The organism is Geobacillus thermoleovorans (assembly GCF_001610955.1).
Classification (GTDB): Bacteria; Bacillota; Bacilli; order Bacillales; family Anoxybacillaceae; genus Geobacillus; species Geobacillus thermoleovorans.
In genome coordinates this window covers 499,201-525,526 of sequence record NZ_CP014335.1, presented here as the reverse complement: position 1 = coordinate 525,526, position 26,326 = coordinate 499,201, and the positions used below count along the sequence as shown (strand labels likewise).

24 protein-coding genes and 4 pseudogenes are annotated in these 26,326 nt (G+C 43.3%); 9 read left to right on the top strand and 19 right to left on the bottom strand.

Features of this window, described 5'->3' with window-relative positions; all coding sequences use genetic code 11:
• Positions 1-132: 132 nt before the first annotated feature.
• Positions 133-684 carry a copper resistance CopC family protein gene (locus GT3570_RS02755; protein ID WP_062898400.1) on the top strand — a complete coding sequence of 184 codons (552 nt, stop codon included), beginning with the start codon at positions 133-135 and terminating at the stop codon, positions 682-684.
• Positions 681-1,769 carry a copper resistance D family protein gene (locus tag GT3570_RS02750; protein ID WP_062898399.1) on the top strand — a complete coding sequence of 363 codons (1,089 nt, stop codon included), beginning with the start codon at positions 681-683 and terminating at the stop codon, positions 1,767-1,769. Before GT3570_RS02755 ends, GT3570_RS02750 begins: the two co-directional genes overlap by 4 nt.
• 146 nt (positions 1,770-1,915) lie before the next feature.
• Here GT3570_RS02750 and GT3570_RS17695 read toward each other — a convergent pair.
• Together GT3570_RS17695 and GT3570_RS02740 are read right to left on the bottom strand one after the other, a co-directional pair.
• Positions 1,916-2,313: pseudogene (locus GT3570_RS17695) on the bottom strand (transposase); the annotation flags it as partial.
• Between the two features lie 80 nt (positions 2,314-2,393).
• A complete protein-coding gene (locus GT3570_RS02740; RefSeq protein ID WP_062898397.1) occupies positions 2,394-2,822 on the bottom strand; it encodes a hypothetical protein in 429 nt (142 codons plus the stop codon).
• A 317-nt stretch (positions 2,823-3,139) separates the two neighbouring features.
• On the opposite strand from GT3570_RS02740, the gene GT3570_RS02735 reads away from it, so the two are divergent.
• Entirely contained in the window at positions 3,140-3,865 is a 726-nt protein-coding gene (locus GT3570_RS02735) for an FTR1 family iron permease (RefSeq protein ID WP_062898396.1), read from the top strand.
• Between the two features lie 264 nt (positions 3,866-4,129).
• Here GT3570_RS02735 and GT3570_RS02730 read toward each other — a convergent pair whose 3' ends face one another.
• From GT3570_RS02730 to GT3570_RS02695, 8 genes and pseudogenes are all read right to left on the bottom strand, one after another.
• On the bottom strand, positions 4,130-4,453 hold the full coding sequence (locus tag GT3570_RS02730) for a recombinase family protein (protein WP_062898395.1): 324 nt from the start codon (positions 4,451-4,453) through the stop codon (positions 4,130-4,132).
• A gap of 238 nt (positions 4,454-4,691) precedes the next feature.
• The gene (locus GT3570_RS02725) at positions 4,692-5,183 is read right to left on the bottom strand and encodes a TOPRIM nucleotidyl transferase/hydrolase domain-containing protein (RefSeq protein WP_062898394.1); all 492 of its coding nucleotides are present in this window, start codon (positions 5,181-5,183) and stop codon (positions 4,692-4,694) included.
• Positions 5,184-5,186: 3 nt separating this feature from the next.
• A complete protein-coding gene (gene istB / locus GT3570_RS02720; protein WP_011230286.1) occupies positions 5,187-5,939 on the bottom strand; it encodes an IS21-like element helper ATPase IstB in 753 nt (250 codons plus the stop codon).
• A complete protein-coding gene (istA, locus tag GT3570_RS02715) occupies positions 5,936-7,441 on the bottom strand; it encodes an IS21 family transposase (protein WP_011230285.1) in 1,506 nt (501 codons plus the stop codon). Before istA ends, istB begins: the two co-directional genes overlap by 4 nt.
• A 124-nt stretch (positions 7,442-7,565) precedes the next feature.
• Entirely contained in the window at positions 7,566-9,074 is a 1,509-nt protein-coding gene (locus GT3570_RS02710) for an AAA family ATPase (RefSeq protein ID WP_318258075.1), read from the bottom strand.
• Between the two features lie 144 nt (positions 9,075-9,218).
• Positions 9,219-9,755, bottom strand: coding sequence for a hypothetical protein (locus tag GT3570_RS02705; RefSeq protein WP_062898393.1), 537 nt, complete (start codon positions 9,753-9,755; stop codon positions 9,219-9,221).
• A gap of 322 nt (positions 9,756-10,077) precedes the next feature.
• A complete protein-coding gene (locus GT3570_RS02700) occupies positions 10,078-10,878 on the bottom strand; it encodes an ExeA family protein (protein WP_011229854.1) in 801 nt (266 codons plus the stop codon).
• Positions 10,871-11,716, bottom strand: a pseudogene (locus GT3570_RS02695) (DDE-type integrase/transposase/recombinase); the annotation flags it as partial. The gene GT3570_RS02700 and the pseudogene GT3570_RS02695, both read right to left, overlap by 8 nt.
• 189 nt (positions 11,717-11,905) lie before the next feature.
• Between GT3570_RS02695 and GT3570_RS02690 the strand changes: the two are divergent.
• Positions 11,906-13,273 (top strand): ISLre2-like element ISGsp3 family transposase, encoded by a 1,368-nt coding sequence (locus GT3570_RS02690; RefSeq protein WP_062898392.1) that lies wholly within the window; start codon positions 11,906-11,908, stop codon positions 13,271-13,273.
• A gap of 151 nt (positions 13,274-13,424) precedes the next feature.
• Here the strand turns inward: GT3570_RS02690 and GT3570_RS02685 are convergent.
• The 6 genes and pseudogenes from GT3570_RS02685 to GT3570_RS02660 all read right to left on the bottom strand — a co-directional run.
• A pseudogene (locus GT3570_RS02685) lies at positions 13,425-13,835 on the bottom strand (helix-turn-helix domain-containing protein); the annotation flags it as partial.
• A 142-nt stretch (positions 13,836-13,977) separates the two neighbouring features.
• A complete protein-coding gene (locus GT3570_RS18960; protein ID WP_011229674.1) occupies positions 13,978-14,541 on the bottom strand; it encodes a DUF6431 domain-containing protein in 564 nt (187 codons plus the stop codon).
• A gap of 22 nt (positions 14,542-14,563) precedes the next feature.
• Positions 14,564-14,878, bottom strand: coding sequence for a hypothetical protein (locus GT3570_RS18955; protein ID WP_062898391.1), 315 nt, complete (start codon positions 14,876-14,878; stop codon positions 14,564-14,566).
• 88 nt (positions 14,879-14,966) lie between these two features.
• Positions 14,967-16,838 (bottom strand): RNA-binding domain-containing protein, encoded by a 1,872-nt coding sequence (locus tag GT3570_RS02670; RefSeq protein WP_062898390.1) that lies wholly within the window; start codon positions 16,836-16,838, stop codon positions 14,967-14,969.
• Positions 16,839-17,150: 312 nt separating this feature from the next.
• Positions 17,151-17,945: pseudogene (locus GT3570_RS02665) on the bottom strand (SpoVR family protein); the annotation flags it as partial.
• Between the two features lie 94 nt (positions 17,946-18,039).
• Positions 18,040-18,657, bottom strand: a complete 618-nt coding sequence (locus tag GT3570_RS02660; protein WP_062898389.1) for an undecaprenyl-diphosphatase — start codon at positions 18,655-18,657, stop codon at positions 18,040-18,042.
• Positions 18,658-18,894: 237 nt separating this feature from the next.
• On the opposite strand from GT3570_RS02660, the gene GT3570_RS02655 reads away from it, so the two are divergent.
• The 4 genes from GT3570_RS02655 to GT3570_RS02640 all read left to right on the top strand — a co-directional run bounded on the left by GT3570_RS02655 (position 18,895) and on the right by GT3570_RS02640 (position 23,105).
• Positions 18,895-20,214: a VTT domain-containing protein gene (locus GT3570_RS02655; RefSeq protein WP_062898388.1), complete on the top strand. Its 1,320-nt coding sequence runs from the start codon at positions 18,895-18,897 to the stop codon at positions 20,212-20,214.
• 114 nt (positions 20,215-20,328) lie between these two features.
• The gene (locus GT3570_RS02650) at positions 20,329-21,021 is read left to right on the top strand and encodes a response regulator transcription factor (RefSeq protein WP_062898387.1); all 693 of its coding nucleotides are present in this window, start codon (positions 20,329-20,331) and stop codon (positions 21,019-21,021) included.
• A 3-nt stretch (positions 21,022-21,024) separates the two neighbouring features.
• A complete protein-coding gene (locus GT3570_RS02645) occupies positions 21,025-22,398 on the top strand; it encodes a sensor histidine kinase (protein WP_062898386.1) in 1,374 nt (457 codons plus the stop codon).
• Between the two features lie 65 nt (positions 22,399-22,463).
• Positions 22,464-23,105 (top strand): DedA family protein, encoded by a 642-nt coding sequence (locus GT3570_RS02640; protein WP_049775794.1) that lies wholly within the window; start codon positions 22,464-22,466, stop codon positions 23,103-23,105.
• A gap of 29 nt (positions 23,106-23,134) precedes the next feature.
• On the opposite strand, the gene GT3570_RS02635 is transcribed toward GT3570_RS02640, so the two are convergent.
• Positions 23,135-23,383 (bottom strand): hypothetical protein, encoded by a 249-nt coding sequence (locus GT3570_RS02635; protein WP_025039331.1) that lies wholly within the window; start codon positions 23,381-23,383, stop codon positions 23,135-23,137.
• A gap of 180 nt (positions 23,384-23,563) precedes the next feature.
• Between GT3570_RS02635 and GT3570_RS02630 the strand changes: the two genes are divergently transcribed.
• Positions 23,564-23,821, top strand: a complete 258-nt coding sequence (locus tag GT3570_RS02630) for a YhdB family protein (RefSeq protein WP_013146280.1) — start codon at positions 23,564-23,566, stop codon at positions 23,819-23,821.
• A gap of 47 nt (positions 23,822-23,868) precedes the next feature.
• On the opposite strand, the gene GT3570_RS02625 is transcribed toward GT3570_RS02630, so the two are convergent.
• Together GT3570_RS02625 and GT3570_RS02620 are read right to left on the bottom strand one after the other, a co-directional pair.
• Positions 23,869-25,626 (bottom strand): phospho-sugar mutase, encoded by a 1,758-nt coding sequence (locus tag GT3570_RS02625; protein ID WP_011230074.1) that lies wholly within the window; start codon positions 25,624-25,626, stop codon positions 23,869-23,871.
• A gap of 116 nt (positions 25,627-25,742) precedes the next feature.
• A complete protein-coding gene (locus tag GT3570_RS02620; RefSeq protein ID WP_011230073.1) occupies positions 25,743-26,189 on the bottom strand; it encodes a CBS domain-containing protein in 447 nt (148 codons plus the stop codon).
• Between the last annotated feature and the right edge of the window lie 137 nt (positions 26,190-26,326).

The window sequence follows — 26,326 nt, the reverse complement described above, 5'->3', positions numbered from 1 at the left end:
ATAATAAATTGTTCAAAATATTGTCAATTTATAAAGCTAAATCAACATATTATATTAGTCAACTATAATATGATCAGTTATAATATGACTCGATAAGTAAAGAATTGATAAATAAAGAAAGGTTGGAACGAAATGTTAAAAAGAATCATTTTATTTGCTTGTTTGTTGGTGTTGTTGCCAACAACAGCATTAGCCCACACGGAGCTCAAAAGTTCAACGCCAAGCGATAAAGAAACAGTAACAAAGCCTTTAACAGAAATTGTTCTGGAATTTAATACACCAATTGAAAATCTCAGTACCTTTACCCTTTTAGACAAGAAAGGACAAAAGGTAAAGGTCGATCATATAGCGGTTGAAGACAAAGTATTAAAGGGAACTTTTAAGAAACCATTACCGAATGGAGAATATACGGTTAATTGGAAAATTGTCGGGGAAGATGGACATATCATAGAACGCAGTTTCACATTTACCGTAAATGCACCCGAACCCGAAGAAAAGAAACTTACACCAACGGAAACAGCCGAGAAAACCCCAACATCAAAAGATAATAAACAAGAAATAAAGCCGAACAAACCTGATTCTACGAACAATGATAAAAACAATTTTATGACGTACTTGTTCATCGGAGCTTCGTTGGTTGTTCTGCTTATTCTTACTACGTTGCTATTGAGGAGAGGAAAATGATTTATATATCCGAACTTTTGCTGTATGTTTGCTTTTGTATTGTGGTTGGAAATCAACTGCTAGCGTTTGTTCCAGCTGATAAACGTCCAACGGTTGCTGTTCCTAATTGGTTAATCAATCTTTGTATTATTGGAATAGCTTTATTATCCTTTTCGCCAGTATTAAAGGTTACACTCATCTTTACAAAAGAGTATAATGTGGGTTTTGGGACCATTTTTAAAGGCATATTAATGGATTTCAATATTGGACACGCTTGGCTAGTTACTTTGTTTTTATGTCTTATTTTATTACTTGTGCGCATTTTGAAGAAAATAACGAATGATCCAATCCTTGAATATATGGGAGCCGTTTTGACTTTTGCTTTAATATTGGCTTTTGGCTGGGCAAGCCATTGTACGGCAAGTTACGGATTAAAAGGCTTTGTCCCTCACGCGATCCATTTCCTGTCTGTAACCGTCTGGATTGGGGTATTGTTTGTTGTCGGGTGGTTTTCCAAAAACAGTGATAATTGGCTGAAATTCTTGAAATGGTTTAGTCCGATCGCTTTTATATGTGTAGTTACATCCATCAGCGCAGGTTTCTTCTTAATGAATTTGTTAGTGCCTGATTATGTAAATTCGTGGATCGTTTCGTACGGACAAGCTTTGCTTATTAAACATTTGTTTATTATTCCGCTACTGACTTTTGCATGGATTAATGGTGTACTTGTAAAAAGAAAGCTAAACCTAAATCCAAACTTTAATCCGATTCCGTGGGTGAGAGCCGAAAGTGTTATGGCTTTGCTTGTTTTTACGGCTATGGCAGTGATGGGACAACAAAGCACCCCTGAAAATATTGCAGCCATTATAAAATTTGAAAAACCGTCCTGGTTGTTTGAGGCTTTTTACGATGGGAAAATTGAACAAAATATGTCAATCACTCTCGGTTTAAATGTGGTAAGTATCACTTTCGCTCTTGCTGCTGTATTAGCACTTTTATTAGTGGTGACAATGTTTCACAAAAAAACATCTACCTTTGTCTCCATGCTTTGCGGATTTCTTTCCGTTCTCTTTGCGTATATAGCTGCAATGTTGAGTATCAACTAATCCCCCTTCAAGGGGGATTTCAGACTGTTGACAAAATGGGTTTCAGACGAACGTTTGAAACCTATTTTATTCCATAAATAGAGTGTATTTTCAAGAAAAGTGGAGAGAAGGAGAAGCCATATGAATGAAAAGGAAGGACGGTGCTTCATCTTCCATAGGTAATTCGCCAGTTTTTTTAAATTCATGGCAGCACCAACAAGCATCGCCTGCGCCTCATTTTTTCCAATCCCCGATAATGTGTCCAATGCAGACCATGCTTCACTTTCATATCGGCAAAATCCCGTTCCATCGTCTCTTTTCGGATGGCATAGAGTTCCCAGTATTCTGGAACATACCGCAAATGCTTTGCTTCTTCATAGTAGTCCTGCCATACGTGGCGAGTGACTACTTTCGTGTAGTTCTTGCTTTGCGTGCACTGATGAAGATACGGACAGCTTCGGCACACCGACGGGTCCGATTTGTATTCCCGGTACCCTTCCCGATTCGTAGTAGAGTAAGATAGAACCTGATCATTGGGACATAGATAACAATCAAAATATTCGTCATGCTCGACGTAGGATTTGTATCCTTTAATTTGCGCGTATTTAATCTTATCTTCTTCAGTTAGCAGTAAAAACGGTGGTTTTACTTCAGCTCTCTCTTATATTTATCAGGATCATAATTTTCAATAAAAAACATTAACTCATTTATTCTCAGTTCTTTCAAAATGTCAAAATATATCCTGATAAGCTGTTCATCATTGTTATATTTAGGTTGCATTGCATTATCAAAAACGTTAATTATAATTGAGATTTCTTCTTTCTCACTTTCGTCTATAACATAATCAAACATTATCGGAAAAAGAATATTTTGCACAAACTGATAGTTATCGTCGTTTAGTGCTTTTTCAACCCTTTCATCCCTTTTCTTTAGCCCATTTAAAGCGATTGTTACATTTTCTTCGAATCCTTTTTGTTTGTATGAAAGTTTAGCCGCAACCACTCCTAAAACAAGTTGTCCCAGTTTTCCGTCGATTACAGTCTCAGTTACTAAATCCGCTCCTATCTCAATCAAGGTCTGTATCTTTTCCTTGATAATATCCCTTCTTTTTAGCATCTTGATAATACGCAAATTTTAGGTTCGAACTTACGTTATAAAAATAGCAGTAAAAAGCTAAAGAGTCTAGAGAAACGTTTTTCCCTTGAGTTAGAAAAATAGAAGTTGAATAACACTTATTTATAAGGCTAAGAAACTTGACAGAAACAAAATAAAGAAAAATTTTTTTATCAAAGAGTCTAATTTTCTATGTAATTTATTTAGTTGTTGACAGTTAATGTTTAAATATATTAGTATGATATTGATAATCATTATCGAATTCGAGGTGATGTTTTTTGTTATCTAATTTGTTTTTATCCTTTCGTGAAGGATTGGAAGCAGCACTCATTATTGGAATTATTCTCACTCATCTGGTTAAAATCAAGCGCAAAGATTTGACCAAATATGTTTATCTCGGGGTTATCGTTGGCGTTATCGGAAGTTTGATTGGAGGCTTTTTAGGTTTTTCGGAGGCAAAAGAAGCAGCCGAAGGGTCTGAAAAATTGTTTGAGAGCATCATGATGTTAGTTTCTTCTGGATTAATTGCGTATTTCATCCTTTGGCTTCATCGCAATCACCATTCCCATTCGACCATTAAAAAAAGTGTGGAAAACAACTCTAGTGGTTTTGGGTTGTTTACCTTGGCTTTGTTGTCTGTTTTCCGTGAAGGAATGGAATTGGTAATCTTTAGTCTGACGCAAATTAATCAAAAAGCGACGAACCTAGCTATAGGGAGCATTCTTGGCGTTCTGTTAGCGATTGTCCTTGCTTATGCAATCTTTAAAACAGCAGTCAAATTGAATATTCAACTCATTTTTAAAGCACTTGGCGTAGTGATTATCTTTATTGGCGGTGAGCTTTTTGGGGAAGGGATCTTAAAGCTCTTTGAACTCAAGGGAGAAGCTGCTGAAATGATTCTCATGGTTGTTTTTGATCTGCCTGCTCTCTATCTTTTTTTAAAAAATGATATCATGCGTATCATCGGTAAAAAGTCGGCAACGAAAAAAACGAATTACGTTTAAAAGATAACATAAAAGAGCTATCCTTATAGGATAGCTCAGCTTGTCGACTTTGTCGACAAGCTGAAAGGATGTCAAATGACATCCTTTTTCTTGTTTTATTTATTGACAAATACTTCCAATTCGATTGTCAAAACGACTGCCAAATCGAATTTTCCACCTCTTAACTGAACCCGTTACAATATTTGTGTCACTTTTTTATTCTAAAATAAAATTATAGAATGGCTTTCCACAGCAAAATCCGAATACCCATTATTTATTTCCAATCTACAGCAACATCATTACATTTGTACCATCAACAAACTGAAGATCAACACCATTTCTTTGACAATGCAATACAAACATTTGTATGTCTGTTTTATTCCTTGAAATTCGATCCGGACTGTGACAAATTACTTTCTTGATCAGACCCTTACCTATATCCACATTCAATTCTTGAAATGCAACTGGAAAATTATTTTGGAAACCCTTCTCTCCAATATCGACATATTCTTTAACTGGTTCGTTTTTTATAAGTTTGTAACACTCATTTAATTGTTTCTTCATTTGTCCATCATCTTTATTAGCTGAACGCACATATATTCCAATCATTTTCCCCATCCTTTCTAAATGAAGTATCTTTTTTACTTAGGGTATGGAGAATTTAACAAAATTAGAATACAGTTAATAAATTATAAACGGGAAAATTTGATGAGCTAAAGTGGTGTACATGATTAGTTCAATTAATATCCAAAATCTCATAACTGATGTCTTTTCATGTTTAATTAATGTTGACACAATCGCAATGTCCATCGATAAAGTATAAAAAGTGAGGCTACATTTCTGTGCCTCACTTTTTTGATAACTCTTTTTGGTAAATCCCAAGAGCATTGTAGCTTTCTTCCCCAATTACAAACTTATAAAATCTCAAAAGGTTTTCTTTATAATCATCAAAATTATTTAGAATTTTTTCCATAGCTTTCCATGGTTTATCGTTGCTCCATGATTCACCAAATATATGATCTTCAAAATTCTTCTGGTGTGTTAGCCGATATTCCTCCTTACCTATCCTAGCCAGTATGTTTCGATTAATTCCCTCATCTTCACCTTCTCCATCTAAATCATGGACTAAATATGCCTGGATTCCAAAATGCTTTAATACCTCATAATATGCAATCTGTGTTAATTTACCATTACAAGGTATTATAGAAATATCTTTAGCAGTGTTTTCAATTTCATCTGCTTTTTCCGGAAAAATTTCCTTGAGCTTTTGTTTAATTGTTTTTTGCAAGCAAAAAATGCAGAGAAGTGCAAGAAAAAATACATAGGCTTGCCAGCTCAAGACTTAAGGTTCCAGACCGGAGGCAGAGGACGGCTGGATCGCGGAGAGAGCGTTCCGCAGTCGATAGCTCTCTCCCGTAAAGGCCAAGATGTGGGCGTGGTGAACCAAGCGATCCACCAACGCTGCCGTCAAACGGTTGTCCCCAAACACCCGATTCCACTGTCCAAATTCTAGATTCGATGTCACCATGACGCTTTTTCGCTCGTAACAGTCGGCGATAATATGAAACAACAGTTCCGATCCTTGCTTTTGAAACGGCACATAGCCGAGTTCATCCAAAATCAACAGTTCGCATGGGTCGAGGCTTCGTTTCAGCCGTCCGAGCGTGCCGTTTTTCAACGCCTCTTCCAGCTGGGCGACAAGATCCGCGACGCGGAAAAACCGAACCTCATGGCCTTGTTGGCACGCCTGAATGCCAAGTGCTGTGGCGAGATGGGTTTTCCCCGTTCCAGGTGAACCTAAAAGCAGAACGTTTTGCTTTCGCTCCAAAAAGCGAAGGTCACACAGTTCCTCCCTCGATGTCGTGGCTGGCCAATGGATATGACCCGACCATTCGTAATCCTTCAGCCATTTCAACTCCCGAAACTTGGCTTTCTTGATCAGCCGAGCCTGTTTCGCTTCTTGGCGGCACGACAGTTCCAGCGCCAATACATCCCGCAAAAACTGTTCTTTCGTTTCGAATCTCACCTCCTCGAATCGATCTGCGATATAGGCCAAATGCAGCGCTTTACAAATCTCTTTCACCTCTGCTCTCATCTCTGGACACCCCCTTCCCGAGCGGGATGAAGACGTTGATCATACACCGTTAAATCCGTTTCATAGTCGATTAGAACGGAAGGGGTGTATGATTCTTCCCACTTGTCCGGGTAATAGGAGTGCTTCGCTTCCATCAACACGCCGATTTCATGAGGAGCCAAGTCCCATCGCTGACTCTCCTCGAGCCACTGGGCGATTTCGTAAAGCGTGTGCCGATCCAACAGCGCTCGCAGTCCTTTCAAACGGGCCACCACCTGGGGCGGGGGGCCAGCCAGATACGTTCGGATCGCCTCCGGCAAGTACGTCCGGTAGCGGGAATGTCCGACAACCCGGGGTTTGGTCTCCCACTCAGCGAAAATCTCTTTCCAAGGGATTTCGCGTTTCACGTTCGTATACGGCCTGGGCGCTTCAAGATGGACGTCTCCATCGGAAGAGAACACAACGAAACGATTCCATTCTTTCTTCACCAACACCCGGTTGGGGACGGACAGGCCATGGACGACGAACGCCTTCCCATCCACCATCACTTCTCCGTACTTATTCACGTAAGCGTGATCGAGGGAGAAGATCGGAAGATCTTGTTCCGGCAACGCCAACAGCTCCGGTTGCTCTTCCTGCCATAGTTCCTCGATCCACCGCCCCTTTTCATAATGAGGACGGTTTCGGTCCTCGACCATCTTGCGATGCAGCCACTCCACCAGCTCCGGATCCGACTCCATCAATGGAGCGGGGATGAAACAAAGGTTGCGAGTGTAATAGACTTTTCGCTCCGCATTTCCTTTCTCATGTCCACTGTATGGATTGCACACTTGTACATCAAACCGATAGTAGAGTTGAAATTTCTCAAAAGCCTCGGTGAATCGGCGTTCTCCCCCTTTTCGAATCGACACAATGGCCGCGGACAAATTGTCAATGCGCAATGCCTTTGGCACTCCCCCAGCCTGACGAAACAGCTGCGTCAACCCATGGAGGAAGCATTCACTGTTTTCCGCCGGCAGCGGATAAGCAAACGCAGCGTTGCTATAGGGAAAGCTCATGATCAAAACCGATCGCTCTTCTTCCTTCCCCTCCTTCGTCACAACCGTCATCTTCCCGAAATCCACCTGCGCCTCGCCTGGCGGGTGCTCCAGTCGTTCATAGCGCTGTTCTTTCTCGAGCTTGAGCTGCGGTCTTCGTTTTTGCACGTACGCGCAAACGGTGCGATACGAGCCTTGAAATCCATGGTCACGACAAAGCGCTTCAAACATCGTCTTGTTCGTTCGCCGTTGTTTTCTCGGCAGTTTGGCATCCTCCTCCAACCAGTCATCAATGATTTGCCCGTACCCTTCTTCCTCCATCATCCCCTTTTTGCGTTTGATGGTTGGTTGGACAGAAATGTCTCCATCTGCGTATTTCTTGACCGTTCTCCAGTTATATCCCGTTTCACGGGAAATTTCCGCAATCGATAACCCTTTCTTTTCACGCAGTTTTCTGATACGATTAATTTCGGGCATTGCCAGCATCCTTTCGCTCCTCCACTGTTTGGTTATGTGTTCACAACTTCCACAGTAGAGGAAATGTTAGAGGCTGGCAAGCCTTTTTTCTTTGCCTTCAGCTCTGCACTTTTCGTTGCAGAACTCTGTATTTTTATTTTGCAATAAACAGTTTAATCGCTAAAAAGCTGGCTACTTCACAATCACCTTCTACCAAAACAACTCTTTTTGCGAAAAAAGCCTCCAACGTCGAAGTATTGAAGTTTAACAACATTCTCATTCTTTTTCTTTTTTCTGATTTATTATCACCACTATAAATATCATAAGGCACCTGTATTGTTTCTGCAGTTCCATCACTTCTCTTTTTCAGTAACACAATTCCTTGGTGCCTGTCAGCTAAGTCGATGAAGTTTTCCGAATGTGATGTACAAATTACTTGAGCTAAAGGATGCTTTGATATTTGTACTAATGCATCACGCATTTTTCGCTGTAAATGCGGATGTAAATATATCTCTGGTTCCTCAATCAAAAATAAAAAACTTCTTCTCCATTCCCGATTGTCTAACTCCTTATCAAGATCAGAACTTGTTAGTTGTTCTGCCATTAATTCTAATAATGATAAGATAAGCAGTCTTTGGACCCCATTGCCCTGTTCAGAAGGTTTAGTTAGTAAATTGTTGTACTTTAATGAAATGGACGAGTTTAAGTGGAGTTTCTCCATTACTTCTGGTACTTCAAAATCAACGTGTGCTTCAACCTCCATTATCCTTTTAAGTTTTTTACTTAACTTATCTTGAAGATTTCGAACCTCTCTATGCTTTGTATCTTCGTTAAAAATTAGCTTCAAGGAGTTTAAAGCATTTTTAAAATTTTCTATTTCTTCAGCGGAACTAAGATGCTGTTCAAACAAAGCAGACGCTATTAGATTGGCAGCTGACCTATTTTTATTTGCATCAGCCTCCTCGTTTATTAATTTAACTGCTGGAACATAAATCACTCTTGGCATTATGGATCTTATTTTTGAAGCAAATCCGTTCGGATTAGGAAACCATTTTGGCTCGCCTTCCGTAATAAGCGTATTATCATTTAAATAAACAAATTCTACAAATTCTTCTTTTTTATTTTTGGGAATAGTACCATTGTTTAATTTTTTATCCTCACAAAATTTTGTATAAAGTTGTTTTAGACTAGGCGATACATTTTCAAATGCACTCCTATTCCATGTTTCTTCTTCATTTAACTCTGTAATGTGTCTGTTAGGAATAAACACTTCAAAAGGAACATCTGTATCCCTTAAATCAGGACCACTCCATATTCTCCTAATAATTAATTCATCATTATAAATATACGGCTTTATGTAAGGATGATTTTTATCTAAATCGTTTAATCCATTAAAAGTAATTTTCACTTCCATAAATTCATCTTCATTTGTCGGTTCTTTTTTAAAAGGAAATAAATCAATTGAAGGAGTGCTTGGTAAATCTGTTTCTGGAAGAAATAACCTGAGAGCTTCCAAAATAGATGATTTTCCTATGTTGTTTTCACCTATTACAGTTACAAAATCTGAGGATCCATTTTCATCGACTTCCGGTACTTTAATAATGCATTCTTTTTTGATACCAATGTTTTTAAAATTTCTTATTACTATTTCCTTAATACGCATTGCATACCCCCCCACAATCTAATACCAAAAAAATTCTACATTTTATGCCAAAATCCTCCAAAAAAAAATTAAATTATAAATTGCTACAGACAAAATAAAAAATGCTTGACTTTAAGCGCCAAGCATCTCTTATTAAAATCCCATTTAATTGATAAGATCGCTAAAATTTAGGTCATTGTTATAGGAGTCTGGATTGAACGTAAATTTTAATATTAACTCCCCTTGAGACATTCGTTTTAATCTTCTTTCAATATCCAAATCCCATGTATTTTCTAATGTTCCCCTGTAATCTAAAGCTTGTTGCAACATCTCCCATTGATCTTCTCTTCCTAAATCGTTAAAGTAATCCCTTTTCAGTAACCACTTTATTTTTTGCAACTTATCTGTCGTTAATCGGTCAGGATGCTTTTTTGGTAATACTGCTCGCTGATATAACTTGTGTTTAAGCATTGAATGGATTGGCAACTTGCGAATTTTTTCTATGTTTATCAAACTTCCTTCATTTTTACGGGCTTTTTTGATTATGTCAAAAGGAATATCCGGATGGACAAAATAATTTTCAATCTCAGCTTGAGTAACTCCCAGCTTTCGGGCTATCGTGGTAACCTTTACTCCGCTATTAACCATTTGATCAATCAACATATGTTTGTCTAACCACTTTGTTGTTTGATGATGGAACATCCTCCTTAGCAACTTAATTCGTTGTTCTGTTTCATTCGAATATCGCTGAATAACGCAAAATATTCTTGTGTACCTTTTATGCTTTTCATTCATTTTTTTATATGCTAAGTATTCTGGAAACCCCGCTGTAAATTAGCACATTATTTCAGAATCCCTTTTTCAAATTATTTCGGACGGATTCGGAAATAATGTGCAAAATCTTTGCGAATTATTCCAGGTTTTGCAGATTATTTCCGAACATTTGCACATTATTTCGGATGATTAACTAGAATGAGGATGGATCGGGATGAAACATAACAGGGGCCGATCAGCCCCTGCTGTGTCAGTACCCCATTTCTTCGGCTGCCATACGCACAATGTCTTCGTCAATCATATGTTTTTTTAATTGAGCGCCGTATAACAGGCAAGTGGTGGCGAGGTTGTTGATGATCCGCGGCCACCCCTGCGACTGCAGGGCGATCGCTTCTAAGGCAGCTGGGGTAAAAATCGGGTGTTTCGCCCCCGCCTGTTTCAGGCGGTGTTCGATATATCCTACCACTTCTTCCTTATCAAGAGGCCCCATCTGGTATCGCATGATGATTCGTTGGTGAAGCGGACGGTGTTGATTCAACCGTAGTTTTGCCTGTAAATGGGGCAGCCCCGCCAAAATCAAGACAAACGGATTTGTTGAGTCCATGTGAAAGTTGAACAGGATCGCGATATCCTGCAGAAAGGCATCCTTCGCTAAATGCATTTCATCGAGGATGAACACTGACGTTACCCGTTGTTCATGATACAAGCGCTCGATCCCTTGTTGGATTTGATAAAACAAGTCGACCTTGCGGTATTTCGGCTCTTCCCCGAGCCCGAAGGCAAGGCCGCGATAAAAGTCCATCACGCTTCCCGTTGACAATGGAAAATAAACGACGTGATACAGTGACGGATTCAGGGATTCCTTAAACGCCCGAAGGGCGAATGTCTTGCCGGCCCCTGGTTCACCGATCAATAGCCCGATCCCTCTTGTTCGTTTCACGTAGTCCAAAGCGGCGAGGGCCTCTTGATACGAGGCCCCTTGATAAGCCTCTGGTGGATTCGTCTCCTTCGAAAACGGCTCTCGGGAAAGGGAATAAAACGTTTTATACATCGTTTTCGCCTCCCTCTACCGGAACCGCCGCAAACGGTGACCGATGGCGTTTCACATAGGCATTGTCCTCGAAGCGAACAAGGACCGCTTCGGCGACCCGTTGACCGTCTTCGTACACATACACGCCTTGTTCATCATAACGGAGTTCGATCGATTGTCCGATGAACCGGGGCGGAACTTCATACAGCTGCTTGTTCAACGTGACCGTACCATCGGCCTTCACTTTACGGTATTCGCGTTTCAAAAAGATCGAGTCGAGCCAATCCGAATCGTCGACGAACGACACCAAATGGACTTGCGATTGAAACACTTCATGTGGCGTCTTCCCGTTCAACGAGGCATGCGGTTTTCGATGGTAATCTTCCTCCAACCACTTCCAAAATCGCTCGTTTAGCTCTTCGAGCGACTTCGGTGAATTCATTTCGAGCAACGGGTAAAACCGCGTCTGTACGGTGCGGAAAAATCGTTCGATTTTCCCTTTGCTTTGCGGATCGTACGGCTGGGTATGGATCAAGGTGATCCCTAACTCCGCGCAGGCGTACTGCAAGGGTTCCGCCCGATAAATCTTGCCGTTATCCGAGTAAATTCGCTTCGGCTTTCCGTATCGAAGCAGCGCTTCCTTGGTTACGATCCGCAACCCGTCAAATTTCTCGGAAGAGAAAAACTGAGCGTACGGCACGACCCGCGAGCAGTCATCGATATAGGCAATCAAAAACGTTTTTTGCGTTTTGCCATTCACGCGAATCAACGGGCCATGGGACAAATCACCTTGCCAGAGCTCATTGACCTGATCGTACGCGAATCGTTTTCGTTCAGGAATCGGTAAAATTTCTTTCCCGTGTGAGTAAAATATTTGTGGGTGACATTCCGAAATGATCCCCGACGAGGGTTGCGAACTTTTGTTCGCGACGCTCGTCGGGGCCACCAAGCGAAGCGCGGTAGAAAAAGCAAATGTCGTGAAAAAAGGACTCTCTCCCTGCTATGATGGTGATTGGCAAACCAACCGAAAACAGGAGGGAGAGAGTCCATGAAACATCTTACCACAGAATGGCCCCTATTAAAAGAGTTGGAGGAACAATTAGTCAGAACTCTTCAAAAGGTGTTCGCTGTCTTGTTGGCGGCCCTTTTGGAGGAGATTGATCAACAACTGGCGGAAGCGCGGGACAAGCGCCGGTATCAGCTGAAAGACAAACGGCCGACTACGATCCAAACGCTGTTTGGAGAAGTGACGTTTCGACGGAACTACTACTATGACCGGCAAACGGGGAACTATACCTTCTTGCTGGATGCCGAATTAGGCTTTGATGGGGCCCGATCGATCAGTCCTTGCCTCGAGGAAACGGCGGTCGAGTTGGCCGTAGAGTGCTCTTCCTACCGCAAAGCGGCCCGTACGTTGGAGTCGATCGTGGGGTATGCGGTCATGAGCCACGAGGCGATTCGCCAACTGGTGCTGGAGGCCCCTGTCTCGCTGCACCGCCCTGTTTCCCAACGGCACGGCCGGGTGCTGTTTGTGGAGGCGGATGGACTGTTTATTTCCCGCCAGGGGAAAGGGAAACGGGCGAAAGAAGAGAAAATCCTGGCGGTTCACGAGGGATGGAAACGAAACGGTTCGCAGCTTGAGCTCGTGAACCGGCGCCACTACCTCCATGAAGGGGAGGGAGACGTGTGGGAACGGTTCGAAGAGTGGCTGATGAACGAATATGCCTATGATCCGTGCCGGGACCTGTTGATCATCAACGGCGACGCGGCGTCGTGGATCACGGCCTGCCGGGAGTATTTTGGGAAGCGGGCGTGCTTTCAGCTGGATCGATTTCATGTGGCGCGGGAGCTGCGTCAGTGTCTGTCCGGCCACCCGCGTTGGCGGGAGGTGCGGAAGAAGCTGGCGAAACAAGACGAGGAGGGGCTTCTGGTGGAGCTGAACAGCGCGGTCGGCACGTTGGAGGACGAAGCGAAAGAGAAGCAGATGGCTGCCATGATCCGCCGGATCGAGTCGATGCCGGGATGCATCCGGGACTATCGGGAGTGGCTGTCGGAGCAAGGGGTGGAGACGACCGGCATGCGTCCGATGGGTCACGCCGAGAGCGTGATGAGCCGGTTTGCGCATCGGGTGAAATCCCGCCGCAGCTGGAAAGACCAAGGGCTTCGGGCGTTTCTGAGGGCGATGGCAGCCCGAATCGACGGGATTTGGCGGAGAAATGGGCAGTTGGTGGAGGAAGAAGAGACCCGAACGGCAGCCTCGGCCTCGACGAAGTCCAAGCGGGTTGAACAGGCCAAACGGAAGGCAGGACGGTTATGGGCAGATGTGGTGCGTCAGAATCTACCGTGTCTGCAGCGGTCATCCGGGACGCCGATCCATCAAGCGTTGTCGGCGCTCCGGGATGGTGGTTGGGTGTAAAAAAATGGAATATCGTATCATCGCCTCAAGATGAGGGACGAGAGTCCGAAAGCGCTTACGATATTAATTCCTGAAAATGGTTCGCTAACTAGTGATTGACAACGCCCGTAGTGAACCGAAAAAATGTTCTCCACAAAGTCTTGACTGACTCTTCTTTCCCCACGAGGTTGTATTTTTTTAAAAGTCGGTATATAGTGAAATAAGAGATGGATTGGATTTCCCCCTGCTCGATAAGGTGTTGGTAAAACACCGTCACGGGCATGTGGGGGTGTTTTTTTCTCAGGGCTAAAATGTGATCCTCTTCTTCAGGTGACAGCCTCCGGGAATGGCCACGGTCCGACCGTCGTTTCGGCTTCAGCGCCTCAAAGCCCCCTTTTTTGTACTGCGTGCACCAGTCGAGGATCGTTTTGGCGGCGATGCGTTTCTCTCCATGGTGGGGAACTTGATGGATCCGTTCCGCTACTTCCTTCAAGTACGTTTTTGGATCGACTTGTCCATTCACCAATGGAGCGATCAATCCATACCGAAATAAAGCGATCTCCTGTCTCATCGACTCATTCATTTCGATCTCCTCCTTCGTTCATCCCATTCTAGGACCTTATCGGTCCATCCTGTCTCTATCCTATCGGATCATTCCCCCGACCGTCGAGAGGAAAGGTTTGTGGAATCTATAAATGATTCCATATAAGGGGATATAAGTAAAATCAGGAACTGAATGTACGTGCAAAAAGATGCGTCGATCGGTGCTCCCATATCTCTTGGATGACGAAAAAGAGGCCGATCTCCTCCATCGTCTGGATCCACCATAGGGCTCGTTCTCTCGCTTGGGCGATGGCAGGACCAATTTTTCTCCAGCGCTCCGCAAAAAACCAATGAAGGTGGTTCAAATTTCGGAATAAACGTCGGACATAAAATAAAACCCCTTCATCCGTAGGAAGGAGTGGAGCCTCCTCCATCCCCCGTTTCGGAGTCAGGCCCAACCGTTCTTTCACCACTCTCCATATGGTGGGCAACGTATACTGAAAATAAGGGAGAAGAAATGAAGGCAACACGGCCACCGTCCTCCTGCACTCCGGGCAGCGATACCGAGCGATCCAAATGCGATAAGACTGATGCGACGTCACGGCATTTCGTTCGTAGTACCCATGGCGATAAAGAGGGCGTTTTGCCTGGCAATGAGGGCACCGCTTAAGAAGGGGAAAGTCGTTTTGTTTTCCCCGCTGGGCATATGTCTGGACATCGACCTGAAAGTCATGAAACCGAATCACGTCCTCGTCCCCCCTCTGGAAATCACCCATGTCCCATTCCGAAATAATTCACAAAAAATTTAGCACATTCTTTCGGAAAGGGGGAGAGGGATATTCCGAAGGAATGTGCAAAAAAGAGTCTTTTTTGTGCGGAAATAAAGTGATAATTTACACCCGCGACTAACCAATATTTATCTTCGGTTCTATCCTTTTCAACAATAACATGGCTGCTTAACTGATCCCCGCTCTCTAATATTTTGACCATTTTCTCCACTGCCCTTTTTGAAACATTTTCAACGTATATGGGGACAATTTTATCTAATTCAATGGATTCCATCCAAATCCCATCAAGCTTCATTCGTACCCCTCCCCATCATATTTTGTAAAACTATATGAGAAGGGAAATTTGTCTAATAACAATAAACCAGCATTAGGAATCCAGTATCCTAATGCTGGTTTATAAAAAGAGATCGTGTCATATATGCTTGTTTCGGATGGTTTATTTGCTCTGGATATAGCGGTTCTAATTTCCCTTCCTTAAGCAATCGTGAAATGTACTTTTTGCGAAGAGGATCCATCTGCCTATTCAGTAATTGACTTAATTCTTTGAGCGTTAACGGCTTAATTGCACAAAGATTTAAAATGATCTCATCCATTTCGGAAGGATTTAATCTCTTTTTCTTCCTTGCTAATTCAGAAATATCCAATAGCACTTTTTCATGATCTTTTGTTTGTTCGTTTTCGTTAGGTCCGGAGTTAGCAGCGTTAGGTCCGGAGTTATTAACATTAGGTCCGGAGCTTATCCGATTATATCTGGAGTTCCCTATAGACTTTTGATGAAACATTTCCGTTAGCGTATATTTTGTACCTCTTCCTTGTCCATTTGGTTCTAAATATCCTTTTTCCACAAGTCCGGATAATAATTTGCTTATTTCATCACTCTTTTTATCTGTCAGGCTTTGCAATCTCGTATTAGTCACATAATTTTCTTGATGTGCCGTCACTAAAATTAATACTTCATCATTGGTTAAAAACTTATAATGTTTCCCAAGAACTGCTTTTAGAAAATCGACGCTTTCCTGCGGTAATAATGAAGTTGTTCGCAACGTAAGAATCGTGCGATCCGGCTGAAATTCTTCAATTAATTCTGGGGCAGTCCAATGTTGTTCTTTCCACGCCAAATGAATATTCTCAATCCCCGACCCTGCCCGTTCACCAAGTCCGATTAACATAAACATTTTAAAAATCGTGGGATTTCTCGGATCACTTATTCCACCTTTCAGTGCTTGTTGCAAAGGAATCCGAAGAACACCCGGATTGGAAAATCGAAATAACATCTTTTCCTTTTCGATAACAATTCCGCGTTGCCCGTAGTAATCGGCATGAGCCAACGTATTGACTAAAGCCTCACGAAGAGCAGCGTGCACCCTTGTATCATCCTTGCGAAAAAGCCCCTCCATTTGAAATGGAATGTTTAAATCATCCGTTAGTCTGCGGATCACTTTAAAATAAAAATCATACAAATTCCCCGACCAAGTGCCGTCGGAAGAAATAATCCGATCTGTCCATCTCTCCCCCGGCACATCCGAACTCTTTTCCCGATATTCTAAGAAATACTGCGGTAAATACTCTGTAATGCTGCGCTCTTCCCCAAACATGAGCAACCCGGCTAATGTTAGCCCTTCCTCGTTGGTTTCGCGTAGCCTTCCCAAAGCTCCAATTTTATATAAAAATTCCTTCAGTTCTAAACCATTCCAAGGATGATCTGGTTTCAAAGAAGAAAAGCGATTTCGATAACTTCTCACCGATTCCATATTCAAATCATTTAAACCGTAATTGGGAAGAACTTTGCTGTCTTGAGGAATTGGAGATTGGTCCGCTATCATTCGCTGTACTTCTTCTTTTGTACATTTATAGTCTCCTTCATAATTGCGGCGATATGTACCTGTAAAAGGATTATGACCAATATAAATTGGCTTGTCCTCACGTGAAGCTCTTGGAACATAAATTTTCACGATTTCTTTTCCGTCAACTTCAACAATTTCTACATTTCGATCCACTAAGATATTTTTACTAATCCTTTGTGGATTATTAATTCCATCCCAAAAGTCTTTGACTAACTTTTTTGCATCAACATCGACTGGGAAAAACTCTTGTCCTTTTTGCTCGACCCCAAGCAAAATAATACCGCCATTTGTATTCGCAAAAGCAGAATACGTTTCCCAAACATCTTTCGGTAACCCGCCTTTGGCTGCTTTACATTCCAATTCAGCATTTTCTCCATCGTCTATAATACGCAACAAATCCTTCGCGTCCATTCCGCCATATATCCCCTTTAAATTTCTAATATTTACTACAAATTATTTGACAACGAAAAGAAACAATCCTTTTAACATTTAACAAATTATACAATTTTCCATTTGTCAAAGAAATTTATGATTCACTAAGACAAAAATGTATTACAAACGTTATTTTAGCATGATCACTAAACATTATCGAACCATACAGCAAACCATTAATCAAATGAGCCATAATTAAAAATTGCAACATCAAACAAATAAAAAAATCACTTCCGTATACAAGTGATTCCTCATTTACATATTTAAAGCTCCTTTGCAAAACGAAGCTCATCCTTCGTTCATGATTTTCGTCTCCAGCTGCGGCCAAAAATAAAGCATTTCCTCGCGCATCATCGTTAAAATGTCGCGTTGCCAATCCTCCAGTTCGCGGCTGTATTCTTCAATGAACAATAGCACATCTTTTTCCGGTTGCGGCGGAAACTTGCGCCGTTTTTTTCGCGGCGGCGTTTTCAGTTTGTCTCGCTCGTCAAGCGACCATAAATCGTCGTACGGCGTCGATGTTTTCGGAGGCTCCTCCTCTTCGTACACTTCCGTATCTTCCCACGTCCATGACAGCTTTGGCCGCAGGAGCGAGGGATCGATATGCTCCTGAATGGCCAAGACGGCATCCAAAAATTTTTCCACTTCCAATCTTCCGTATTGATGTTCATAATGCTTGATCCGCTCCGCTGTCGCCGCCATGCTTTCCACCATATCGCGCTTCGTGTTGCTGAAGCGGACGTTGTTTTTGAAAAAGTCGCTGTGGGCCAACACATGGGCGACGATCAGCTTATTTTGGATGAGCGTATTCGTATCGAGCAAAAACGCGTAGCAAGGGTCCGAATTGATGACGAGCTCGTAAATTTTGCTTAACCCTAAATCATAATGAAGCTTCATTTTGTAAAACTGTTTCCCAAAGCTCCAGTGGGAAAATCGCGTCGGCATCCCATAGGCACCAAACGTATAAAGAATGTCCGCCGGGCAAATCTCATAGCGCATCGGGTAAAAATCAAGCCCAAATCCTTCTGCGATTTCCGTAATTTCCGCAATCGCCCGTTCCAACTCTTTCAGCTCGTCCTGCCGCATCCATCTCCCCCCTTTTTCCTCTTATCACAATGTATGAGGAAAAAGGGATTTTGATACGTTCGCAATCGTCAAGATGTCAACGAACCCCTTTCTATCACCCTTTTTTATCTAACTCTTTATGGCAATATGCCTGCAAGAAAGGGACATACTTTATGACAGTGTGATCTAAGCGAAACAGAAACTGAGCAAAAAGTTCAAATCTTTTCGATTTGGATAATAAAATTACAAATATCCCCATCACACCAGAAAGAACCATACTTCCTGCCACATCAGCCGGATAATGAACACCGACAAAAACTCTAGAAATCCCCACCACTATAGCCCAAACGAATGCCGGATACCCCCACCGATCCCTTCTAAACAACAACATCCATGCGATGGAAAATGCTAAAACGGCATGATCACTAACGAAAGAAGAATCAGAAGAATGAGGTAGTAACTGATGAACGTGATGAACAACAAACGGGCGTGGATGATAATACACAAGGTGAATGACGACATTCACAGACAATGCAAGCAAAGCTGTCAGAGCAGTATATAAAGCCGTATATGGTCTTTCCACCCCTTTCTCCCCTTTTCGGTAGAACCAAAGGAACAGGACGACGGAAACAGAAATATATGGCACACTGTTACTAGCAACTACCATGATAGTATCAAGGAAAGAAAAATGTCCTGCCCATCTGTTGATCAATTGAAATATTTCATCATTCATTTTGTTTTCCTCCCTTTACAGTTGTCGACTTGTAGTTAGCCTCTTGGGCCAAAACAACATTTTCAGCATACCAACTAACACTAAAAAAACTTTAAACAAGATATTAAGAATTGATGAAGAAAGAGCAATGGCACGGTATTAATGGTAATATGGCTTTGCGAGGTACACAGTACTTCTAAAAACGACCAGTTTTCCAAATTAGGGAAATGAGCATGACTAACGTCGGGAGGGAGTTAGATGGCCTACTGGATTTCACTATTTGAACAGCATAGTTACCTTATTTTGTTTCTCGTCATTGTTTCTGAGCTTCTCGCTCTGCCTATTTCCGGAGAATTTTTCATGGGATACGCCGGATACTTAGTATTCCAGGGGAAAATGAACTATTTCCTGTCGATTTTAACCATTATCACTGCAGGAGGAGTCGGTGCTACCGCAACGTACTGGATTGGAAGATCAGGTGGCTATAAACTGATTGAAAAATACGGACGGTATATCCATTTAAGCCATAAGACATACGCAAAAGTATCCTCTTGGATAGAGCGATCGGGAAGCCAGTTATTGGTGTTTGCCTATTTTATTCCGGGCATTCGTCATTTCACAGGATACGTATCTGGGATTTCCAACATGCCATATAGAACATTTATCATCCCAGCCTGTACTGGAATCAGCCTATGGGGAATTTGTTTTGTGACACTCGGAAAGTCGTTGGGGACACGATGGGACGAATTCCACAAGGTAGCAGGCAAGTATTTAATTATGGCTGTTCTAGTGCTTATCTCATTTTTAGGCACACTGCTAATTTACAGAATGTATAAAACTCAGATGAAAAACGGTTTATTAAAACTGATCCAATATCTTATCACCCGTTTCCGGACAGTCAAGGCAGTTCAGGTGTTTCTCATCAGCCTCGCTATTGCATTGCTAAGCCTAGTGGTGTGGATGATGGGGTTGGCGCAAGATTATTTGTATAACGAATTCACCCAATTTAACCAAATCATTTCCTATATTATCCATACCAACTTTCAAGGACAATCGAAAGAAATCCTAAGACGAATACTCGTTTTACAATCCATCGCTATGTATTCCATTCTTATCATGGCAGTTGCTGTAATCGTATGGCGAAAAAACCAAAATAGGTGGCTCGAGCTTCTGTTATTAACTGTCGTTTTGTCAGGAACACACTTGTATCACCGGTTGATTGCATATGTGTTCTCATATATCCATTCAGTCTGGAATCCAAAATTGCATATCTCCCCTAATTTTCCTGATGAGAAAGCAATGGTTACCATAGCCGTCTACGGTGTATCTATATTTTTGCTATTGCGTCATACAACAAGCGTATACATGCACATTGCTTGTCCCTTTTTCATCGTAGCAGTTATGTTGTTCCTTTCTATTGCCGATGTTGCGCTTACAACCTCTCTGCCAAGCGATATTGTGGGTGGTTATGTTTACGGGGCAGTTTGGATTTTTTCGAACTTCTTTTTGTTTGAGATGATTCGGATCCTCGTAAATAAACTAGGAGAAAAACGAATTTACAGACACTGGGTAAAGTAGGTGATATAATTGATCTGTCGAGATCTGTCTTGACAGACCATTTTGCATGACAGGAATATCGCCGCCATGCAATGCAATACTAGGAATTCTCTAAAATAGAGGCAGGGAGTAGGAATGCAAAAACATATTTTAATTATTGAAGATGAAGCACAAATAGCCAAAGTATTAAAAATTGAACTTGAATACGAAGGATATACAGCAACGATTAGGCATGACGGGAAATCAGGGTTGAAAACAGCTTTAACAGAAAAATTCGATTTAATCTTGTTGGATATCATGCTGCCTGAACTAAGTGGGATAGAAGTATTGAGAAGATTGCGCAAAGCAGGAAATTATACTCCCGTCATCCTTTTAACCGCCCGGAATACCACATTGGATAAAGTAATGGGATTAGACCAGGGGGCCAATGATTATGTGACGAAGCCTTTTGAAATGGAAGAATTATTAGCGCGAGTTCGGTCTTGTATACGTTATAAATCCTTAATCGAAGAATCAAACGAAGAAAAATCGCTCTTAATCGTGAAAGATTTGGTTGTTAATACTGATACAAGGGAAGTTACAAGGAATGGAAAATCTATAGCCTTAACCCCAAAAGAGTATGATTTGTTGCTGTATTTACTGATCAATAAAAATAAAGTGATGACACGCGAAAATATTCTGACCAATGTATGGGGCTACGAATATGAAGGAGAAACAAACATGATTGATGTGCACATTGCCCACCTTAGAAAAAAGCTTGACGAAGGTTTTGGCTCTCCCCTAATCCATACGGTTTGGGGGGTCGGATACGTTATAAGGGAGAAATAGTAAATGAAGACTACCACGAAAATCAATTTATTGACGACCGCTTGGCTGATTTGTATTTTGTTCGTTACCAACGTGTTCGTCTTTTTTTCTTTTATGAAAATAACCGTTGATATGGAAAAGGAGGCAGCCTTTCGAAAAGCGCACGAGATCATCGAGGCAAACCGAGCCCCTAATTCTATATCGTTGCCTCGTGATCTTTTAGAGTCTTACCTAACGGACCATTCTTTTATCAGGGTTGTCAACCCTCACGCTAAGGTTATCATAGAGGTAACAAATGACCGTTATTTATCCAAGATAAAAGCAAAATTTGTAACAAAGAACGAGTCGCAACTCCGTAAAATGAGGGAGGAGCAAGTTCTGCTTGTCCGTATCCCCATTTCGTCGCCTCGCCATGTCATAGGCACCCTTGAAATTGGAGAGCGACTCATGGGACTTGAAATGCGAAAAGATATTCTACTGTCCATTTTAACGGTTTGTTCGGTGATCGCTGTCTTCTTATCGTTGCTCGGGGGAAAATGGTTATCAAACGTAATTATGCACCCCATTTCCAGCATGATCACCTCAATGAAAGAAATCGAACAGAGTGGTGTTCTCAAACCTATACTCATTCAAAACAACATGCCTGATGAACTCCAAAAAATGGCCATGACATTTAACCGTATGATCGAACGGCTGCAAGAAAATCTTGAAAAGCAAAAACGGTTCGTTTCGGATGCCTCACATGAATTAAAAACGCCTCTTACGGTCATCAAAAGTTACGCTGATTTATTAAAGCGGCGAGGGGTCCAAAATGAAGCAATGGTCCAAGAAGCTATTGAAACCATTTATTTGGAGGCAACAAGGATGCAAAAGATGGCCGAAGCTTTGCTTGACCTAGCGGCGTCGGAAAAGGAATCTATACTGGAAGTGGAACCGGTCAATCTTATTTCGGCTCTCAGCCATATTTTGCGCCAACTCCAAACTGTATATGCCAGACCTATACGACTTCATTACTCCCAAAATCCGATCATGGCTGAAGTGGATGAATTAAAAATGAAGCAGGTAATGATTATACTGCTTGATAACGCGATCAAGTACAGCCAAGATCCGATCGATGTATTTCTAGAACAGAGGGAAAAATACGTTATAATACGAATAAAAGATTACGGCATCGGGATCCCAAAGGAAGACATCAAACATGTTTTTGAGCGTTTTTATCGGGTAGACAAGTCGAGAAGCAGGGAAACAGGCGGAACAGGGCTTGGGTTATCCATCGCTCAAAATATCGTCCGGCAACACCGGGGGGAAATTCACATCGACAGCGAGTTAGGAAAAGGGACGGAGGTAAAACTTCTCATCCCTATTTCTCCTCGCTGCAGCGAAAACAACCGAGTGTAAATATAGGCGGATGTTTTTCTGTTGGGGGACGGCCGTTTACCTTTTTTGTCCTATGATTTATAATGATGGTACAAAACATCACGGCAAAGCGTGGTGGTCATTTGCAGCACTATTTGCATTATCTTATCGAACACTTCGGCTACATCGGCATTATGGTTGCGCTGATGCTCGGCATTGTTGGGCTGCCGATCCCCGACGAGCTGCTGTTGACATATGCCGGTTACCGCGTTTCAACGGGGGCGTTTTCGTATCCGCTCGCTTTTCTTTCCTGCTGGCTTGGAGCCATCATTGGCATCTCGCTCAGCTATATGCTCGGGATTACGCTCGGGCTGCCGTTTTTGCATAAATTCGGTCCCAAGCTCCATCTTACAGAAAAACGGCTCGAGCAAACGAAAGCGCTTTTTTCGAAGCTCGGCCCAGCGGTATTGTTCATTTGCTATTTCATCCCCGGCGTTCGGCATCTCGCCGCCTTTTGGGCCGGCATGAACGCCTACCGTTGGAGAAAGTTTGCCTTGTTCGCCTACAGCGGGGCGATGGTGTGGGTCGCTGTCTTTTTGACGATCGGCGCCTATTTTGAAAGCCGCTGGATGGCCGTCAAGCAGTACATCCATGCCTACCGTCCATTCTTATTTCCAGTCTTTTTGGTCGCTCTTGGTTTCGCCATCTTCTATTGGTACATCCAGCAAAAGCGAAAAACACCGGGGTAATCTCCGGTGTTTTTCATTCTCTATGCGCGCTATACGTTCTCGCGCGGGCCGCGATGGTACGTTTCTGTCAGCAATCCCATAAACAGGCCGAATCCGAACATAAACATCGAGGCCCCGATAATGCCGAGACTGATGATCGTCAAGAAATAGTCTTTGTTGTAAGCGCTTGCGATAAAACTAAGCAAAAACAGTACGACTCCGACAATCAATCCCACTGACGCCATCCATTTGCACATGTTGATCATTTCTTGCCCTTCGTGCCGTTTGTTCATTCTCATCATCCCCTTATTTTGAGGATACTACCCTTGTCACAAAATTGCAACATTTATTTTTCCTTTTTCGTTTTCATTTCGGTTATAATTTATATTTTGCCTTCTGTCGCAACATTTACAGGGCAACAAAACGCCCCACCGTCATACACTAACAATGACTCCTTCTTGATAAAGGAGGCATGCCGCTTGAACACCGTCGACTATGATAAGGCGCTCTATTACACGCATCGCTCCGAATGGGACAATTTGCTCATTTTAATGGTGCGTACGCCTGATGATATTCTGTCAAAAAAAATTGAAAAGTTTCTCCACGCTTATAATTTTGAACATGACTACTCCGTCATCCAGGAGCGGTTGCACGCCTTGCTTCGCTATATTGACCATGCGCTTGAAGTGAGCGAACAAAAAATGGGAGTCGAGCAGTACGCACAGTTTTACTCGTAAAACGAACGGGGAATTGGCCGATGCCAATTCCCCGCAGATTGTGCTGATCATTGCGCATAAGAAGGAGAAACGGTGCTGAGCACATCCTTTACGCGCTGCATGACGGCTTCTGTTAAGCGGGCTAGTCTTTCTTCGCTGTCCTCCAGCGACGTCCCTTTGACGCCGAAGTACGCCTTCATTTTCGGCTCCGTCCCTGATGGACGCAGACAAAACCACGAGCCATCCTCCAAGATATACTTGAGCACATTGGATGTCGGCAAATCAATGGCCGTTTTTTCGCCGGTCAACGTGTTCGTCCGCTCTTTCGTTTTGTAATCCTCAATCACCGTCACCTTTTTCCCCGCGGCCTCCACCGGCGGCTGTTGGCGGAACGACGCTAAAATCGCGGCAATCGCCTCTGCTCCTTCTTTGCCTTTCAGCGTGAGCGATCGTTGCCCCTCGCGATAATAGCCGTACTGGTCAAACAATTGCAAGAGCGCCTCATACAACGATAGCCCTTGCTTTTTATAAAACGCGCACACTTCCGCCGCGAGGACAGCCGCCTGCACGGCATCTTTGTCGCGGACAAAATCGCCGATCAGATACCCATAGCTTTCCTCATATCCGAACTGGAACGCATATTGCCCTGTTTGTTCGTATTCCTTCATTTTTTCGCCGATGAATTTGAAACCGGTCAACGTATCGACCGTCTCAAGACCAAACGATTGGGCGATCGCCCGACCAAATTCAGACGTCACGATCGTTTTTAAGACAACACCATTTTCCGGCAGAGTGCCTTGAGCTTTTCGTTGCGACAGCAAATAGTGGAGCAACAAGCCGCCGGTTTGATTGCCGGTCAGCACGACATAGTTTCCCTTGTCATTTGTAACCGCCACGCCCATCCGGTCGGCATCCGGGTCGGTGGCGATCAACAGATCGGCGTTCACTTGCTTGCCCAACTCCATCGCCATAGCGAAAGCCGCGTGTTCTTCCGGATTGGGCGAGGCGACCGTCGAGAAATTCGGATCCGGCAGCTCCTGCTCTTTGACGACAAAGACGTTTTGGTAGCCGAGCTCAGCGAGCGCGCGGCGCACCGGTTTGTTTGACGTGCCGTGAAGCGGCGTAAACACGATATTGATCGCCGCTTCCCGAGCGAGCTCCGGATGGATGGAAATCGTTTTGACCGCATGGATATAAGCATCATCGACTTCGCTTCCGATGATGCGAATAAGGCCTTTTTCTCTTAACGTTTCCTCATCTTCCACATGAATGGCGAGCTCATTTTCGACTTCATTGACATAGCGGATCACTTGGTCGGCGACAGCAGGCGGCAGCTGTCCCCCGTCCTCTCCATACACTTTATAGCCGTTATATTCGGGCGGATTATGGCTAGCGGTGATGACAATGCCGGCAAACGCCCGCAAATAGCGAACAGCAAACGACAGTTCCGGCGTTGGACGCAATTCATCAAACACGTATGTTTGAATGCCGTTCGTAGCCAACGTTTTCGCCGCCTCCATCGCAAATTCCGGCGACTTATGCCGGGAGTCATAGGCAATGACGACCCCGCGTTGCTTCGCCTCATCCCCAAACGATTGTATGTATCGCGCCAATCCTTCCGACGCTTTTCGCACCGTATACATGTTCATTCGGTTCGTCCCCGGGCCAATCTCGCCGCGCATGCCGCCGGTGCCGAATTCGAGATTTTTGTAAAAGCAATCCTCCAGCCATCGTTCATCATTGCGGCGTTGTTCCAACAACCGCTTCAATTCCGGATCGAGCTGCGGCTCACGCAGCCATTGTTCGTATTTTTGTCTCCACTCCATCGCTGTTCCCCCTTGATTTTCATTTTCCCTGTTTATGTATTCGCTCCCATCATACAATATACCTGCCAAAAGAAAAAGGATGCCCTGGAAAAAATGTGGGCATCCTTTTTCCCCCATTACCCTTGCGGCTGCGACGGCTCCGAAATGTTCGTCAACGCCTGTTCAGCCGCTTCGTTTGATGCGCTGTTCGTCGCAATATCGCCTAGCGCAACAATGCCTTGAAGCTGGTTGTTTTCCACGATCGGCAAACGGCGAACTTGATGTTGGGCCATGACATTCGCGGCTTCCTGTACGCTCATATTCGGCGTACCGGTGACGACTTGGTTCGTCATGACCTCCGCTACTTTGACGGTCGACGGGTCTTTTCCTTGGGACGAAACACGCAACGTAATATCGCGGTCCGTAATCATCCCTTTGACTTGCCCGTTTTCCACAACCGGAAGCGCCCCAATATTTTTTTGGCTCATGATTTGCGCTGCTTCTTGCACCGTTTGGTTCGGCGAAATCGTTGCGACGTTTTTCGTCATAATGTCCTGCACTTTGTTTCCGCTGTTGTTCGTCAATGTGATCCTCCCCTTTCACCGATTAGTATGGCTCGTTTGTCGAGCGATATAGATAGAAAATGTTGTTTTCTTTCCTGCCCTTTGCCGGTTATGAATGGACGTGCCGTTTTCCATCCCTTATAATGGAGCTAACGGAG

Bases quoted from the DNA above. Each gene is read 5' to 3' on its own strand.
- GT3570_RS02690 (WP_062898392.1), top strand. From the start codon at position 11,906: ATGAAACATCTTACCACAGAATGGCCCCTATTAAAAGAGTTGGAGGAA.
- GT3570_RS02650 (WP_062898387.1), top strand. From the start codon at position 20,329: ATGCAAAAACATATTTTAATTATTGAAGATGAAGCACAAATAGCCAAA.
- GT3570_RS02710 (WP_318258075.1), bottom strand. From the start codon at position 9,074: ATGCGTATTAAGGAAATAGTAATAAGAAATTTTAAAAACATTGGTATC.
- GT3570_RS02645 (WP_062898386.1), top strand. From the start codon at position 21,025: ATGAAGACTACCACGAAAATCAATTTATTGACGACCGCTTGGCTGATT.
- GT3570_RS18955 (WP_062898391.1), bottom strand. From the start codon at position 14,878: ATGAAGCTTGATGGGATTTGGATGGAATCCATTGAATTAGATAAAATT.
- GT3570_RS02640 (WP_049775794.1), top strand. From the start codon at position 22,464: ATGGTACAAAACATCACGGCAAAGCGTGGTGGTCATTTGCAGCACTAT.
- istA (WP_011230285.1), bottom strand. From the start codon at position 7,441: ATGCTGGCAATGCCCGAAATTAATCGTATCAGAAAACTGCGTGAAAAG.
- istB (WP_011230286.1), bottom strand. From the start codon at position 5,939: ATGAGAGCAGAGGTGAAAGAGATTTGTAAAGCGCTGCATTTGGCCTAT.
- GT3570_RS02655 (WP_062898388.1), top strand. From the start codon at position 18,895: ATGGCCTACTGGATTTCACTATTTGAACAGCATAGTTACCTTATTTTG.
- GT3570_RS02730 (WP_062898395.1), bottom strand. From the start codon at position 4,453: ATGATTGGAATATATGTGCGTTCAGCTAATAAAGATGATGGACAAATG.
- GT3570_RS02625 (WP_011230074.1), bottom strand. From the start codon at position 25,626: ATGGAGTGGAGACAAAAATACGAACAATGGCTGCGTGAGCCGCAGCTC.
- GT3570_RS02700 (WP_011229854.1), bottom strand. From the start codon at position 10,878: ATGTATAAAACGTTTTATTCCCTTTCCCGAGAGCCGTTTTCGAAGGAG.
- GT3570_RS02670 (WP_062898390.1), bottom strand. From the start codon at position 16,838: ATGGACGCGAAGGATTTGTTGCGTATTATAGACGATGGAGAAAATGCT.
- GT3570_RS02635 (WP_025039331.1), bottom strand. From the start codon at position 23,383: ATGAGAATGAACAAACGGCACGAAGGGCAAGAAATGATCAACATGTGC.
- GT3570_RS02755 (WP_062898400.1), top strand. From the start codon at position 133: ATGTTAAAAAGAATCATTTTATTTGCTTGTTTGTTGGTGTTGTTGCCA.
- GT3570_RS02750 (WP_062898399.1), top strand. From the start codon at position 681: ATGATTTATATATCCGAACTTTTGCTGTATGTTTGCTTTTGTATTGTG.
- GT3570_RS02705 (WP_062898393.1), bottom strand. From the start codon at position 9,755: ATGTTCCATCATCAAACAACAAAGTGGTTAGACAAACATATGTTGATT.
- GT3570_RS02660 (WP_062898389.1), bottom strand. From the start codon at position 18,657: ATGAATGATGAAATATTTCAATTGATCAACAGATGGGCAGGACATTTT.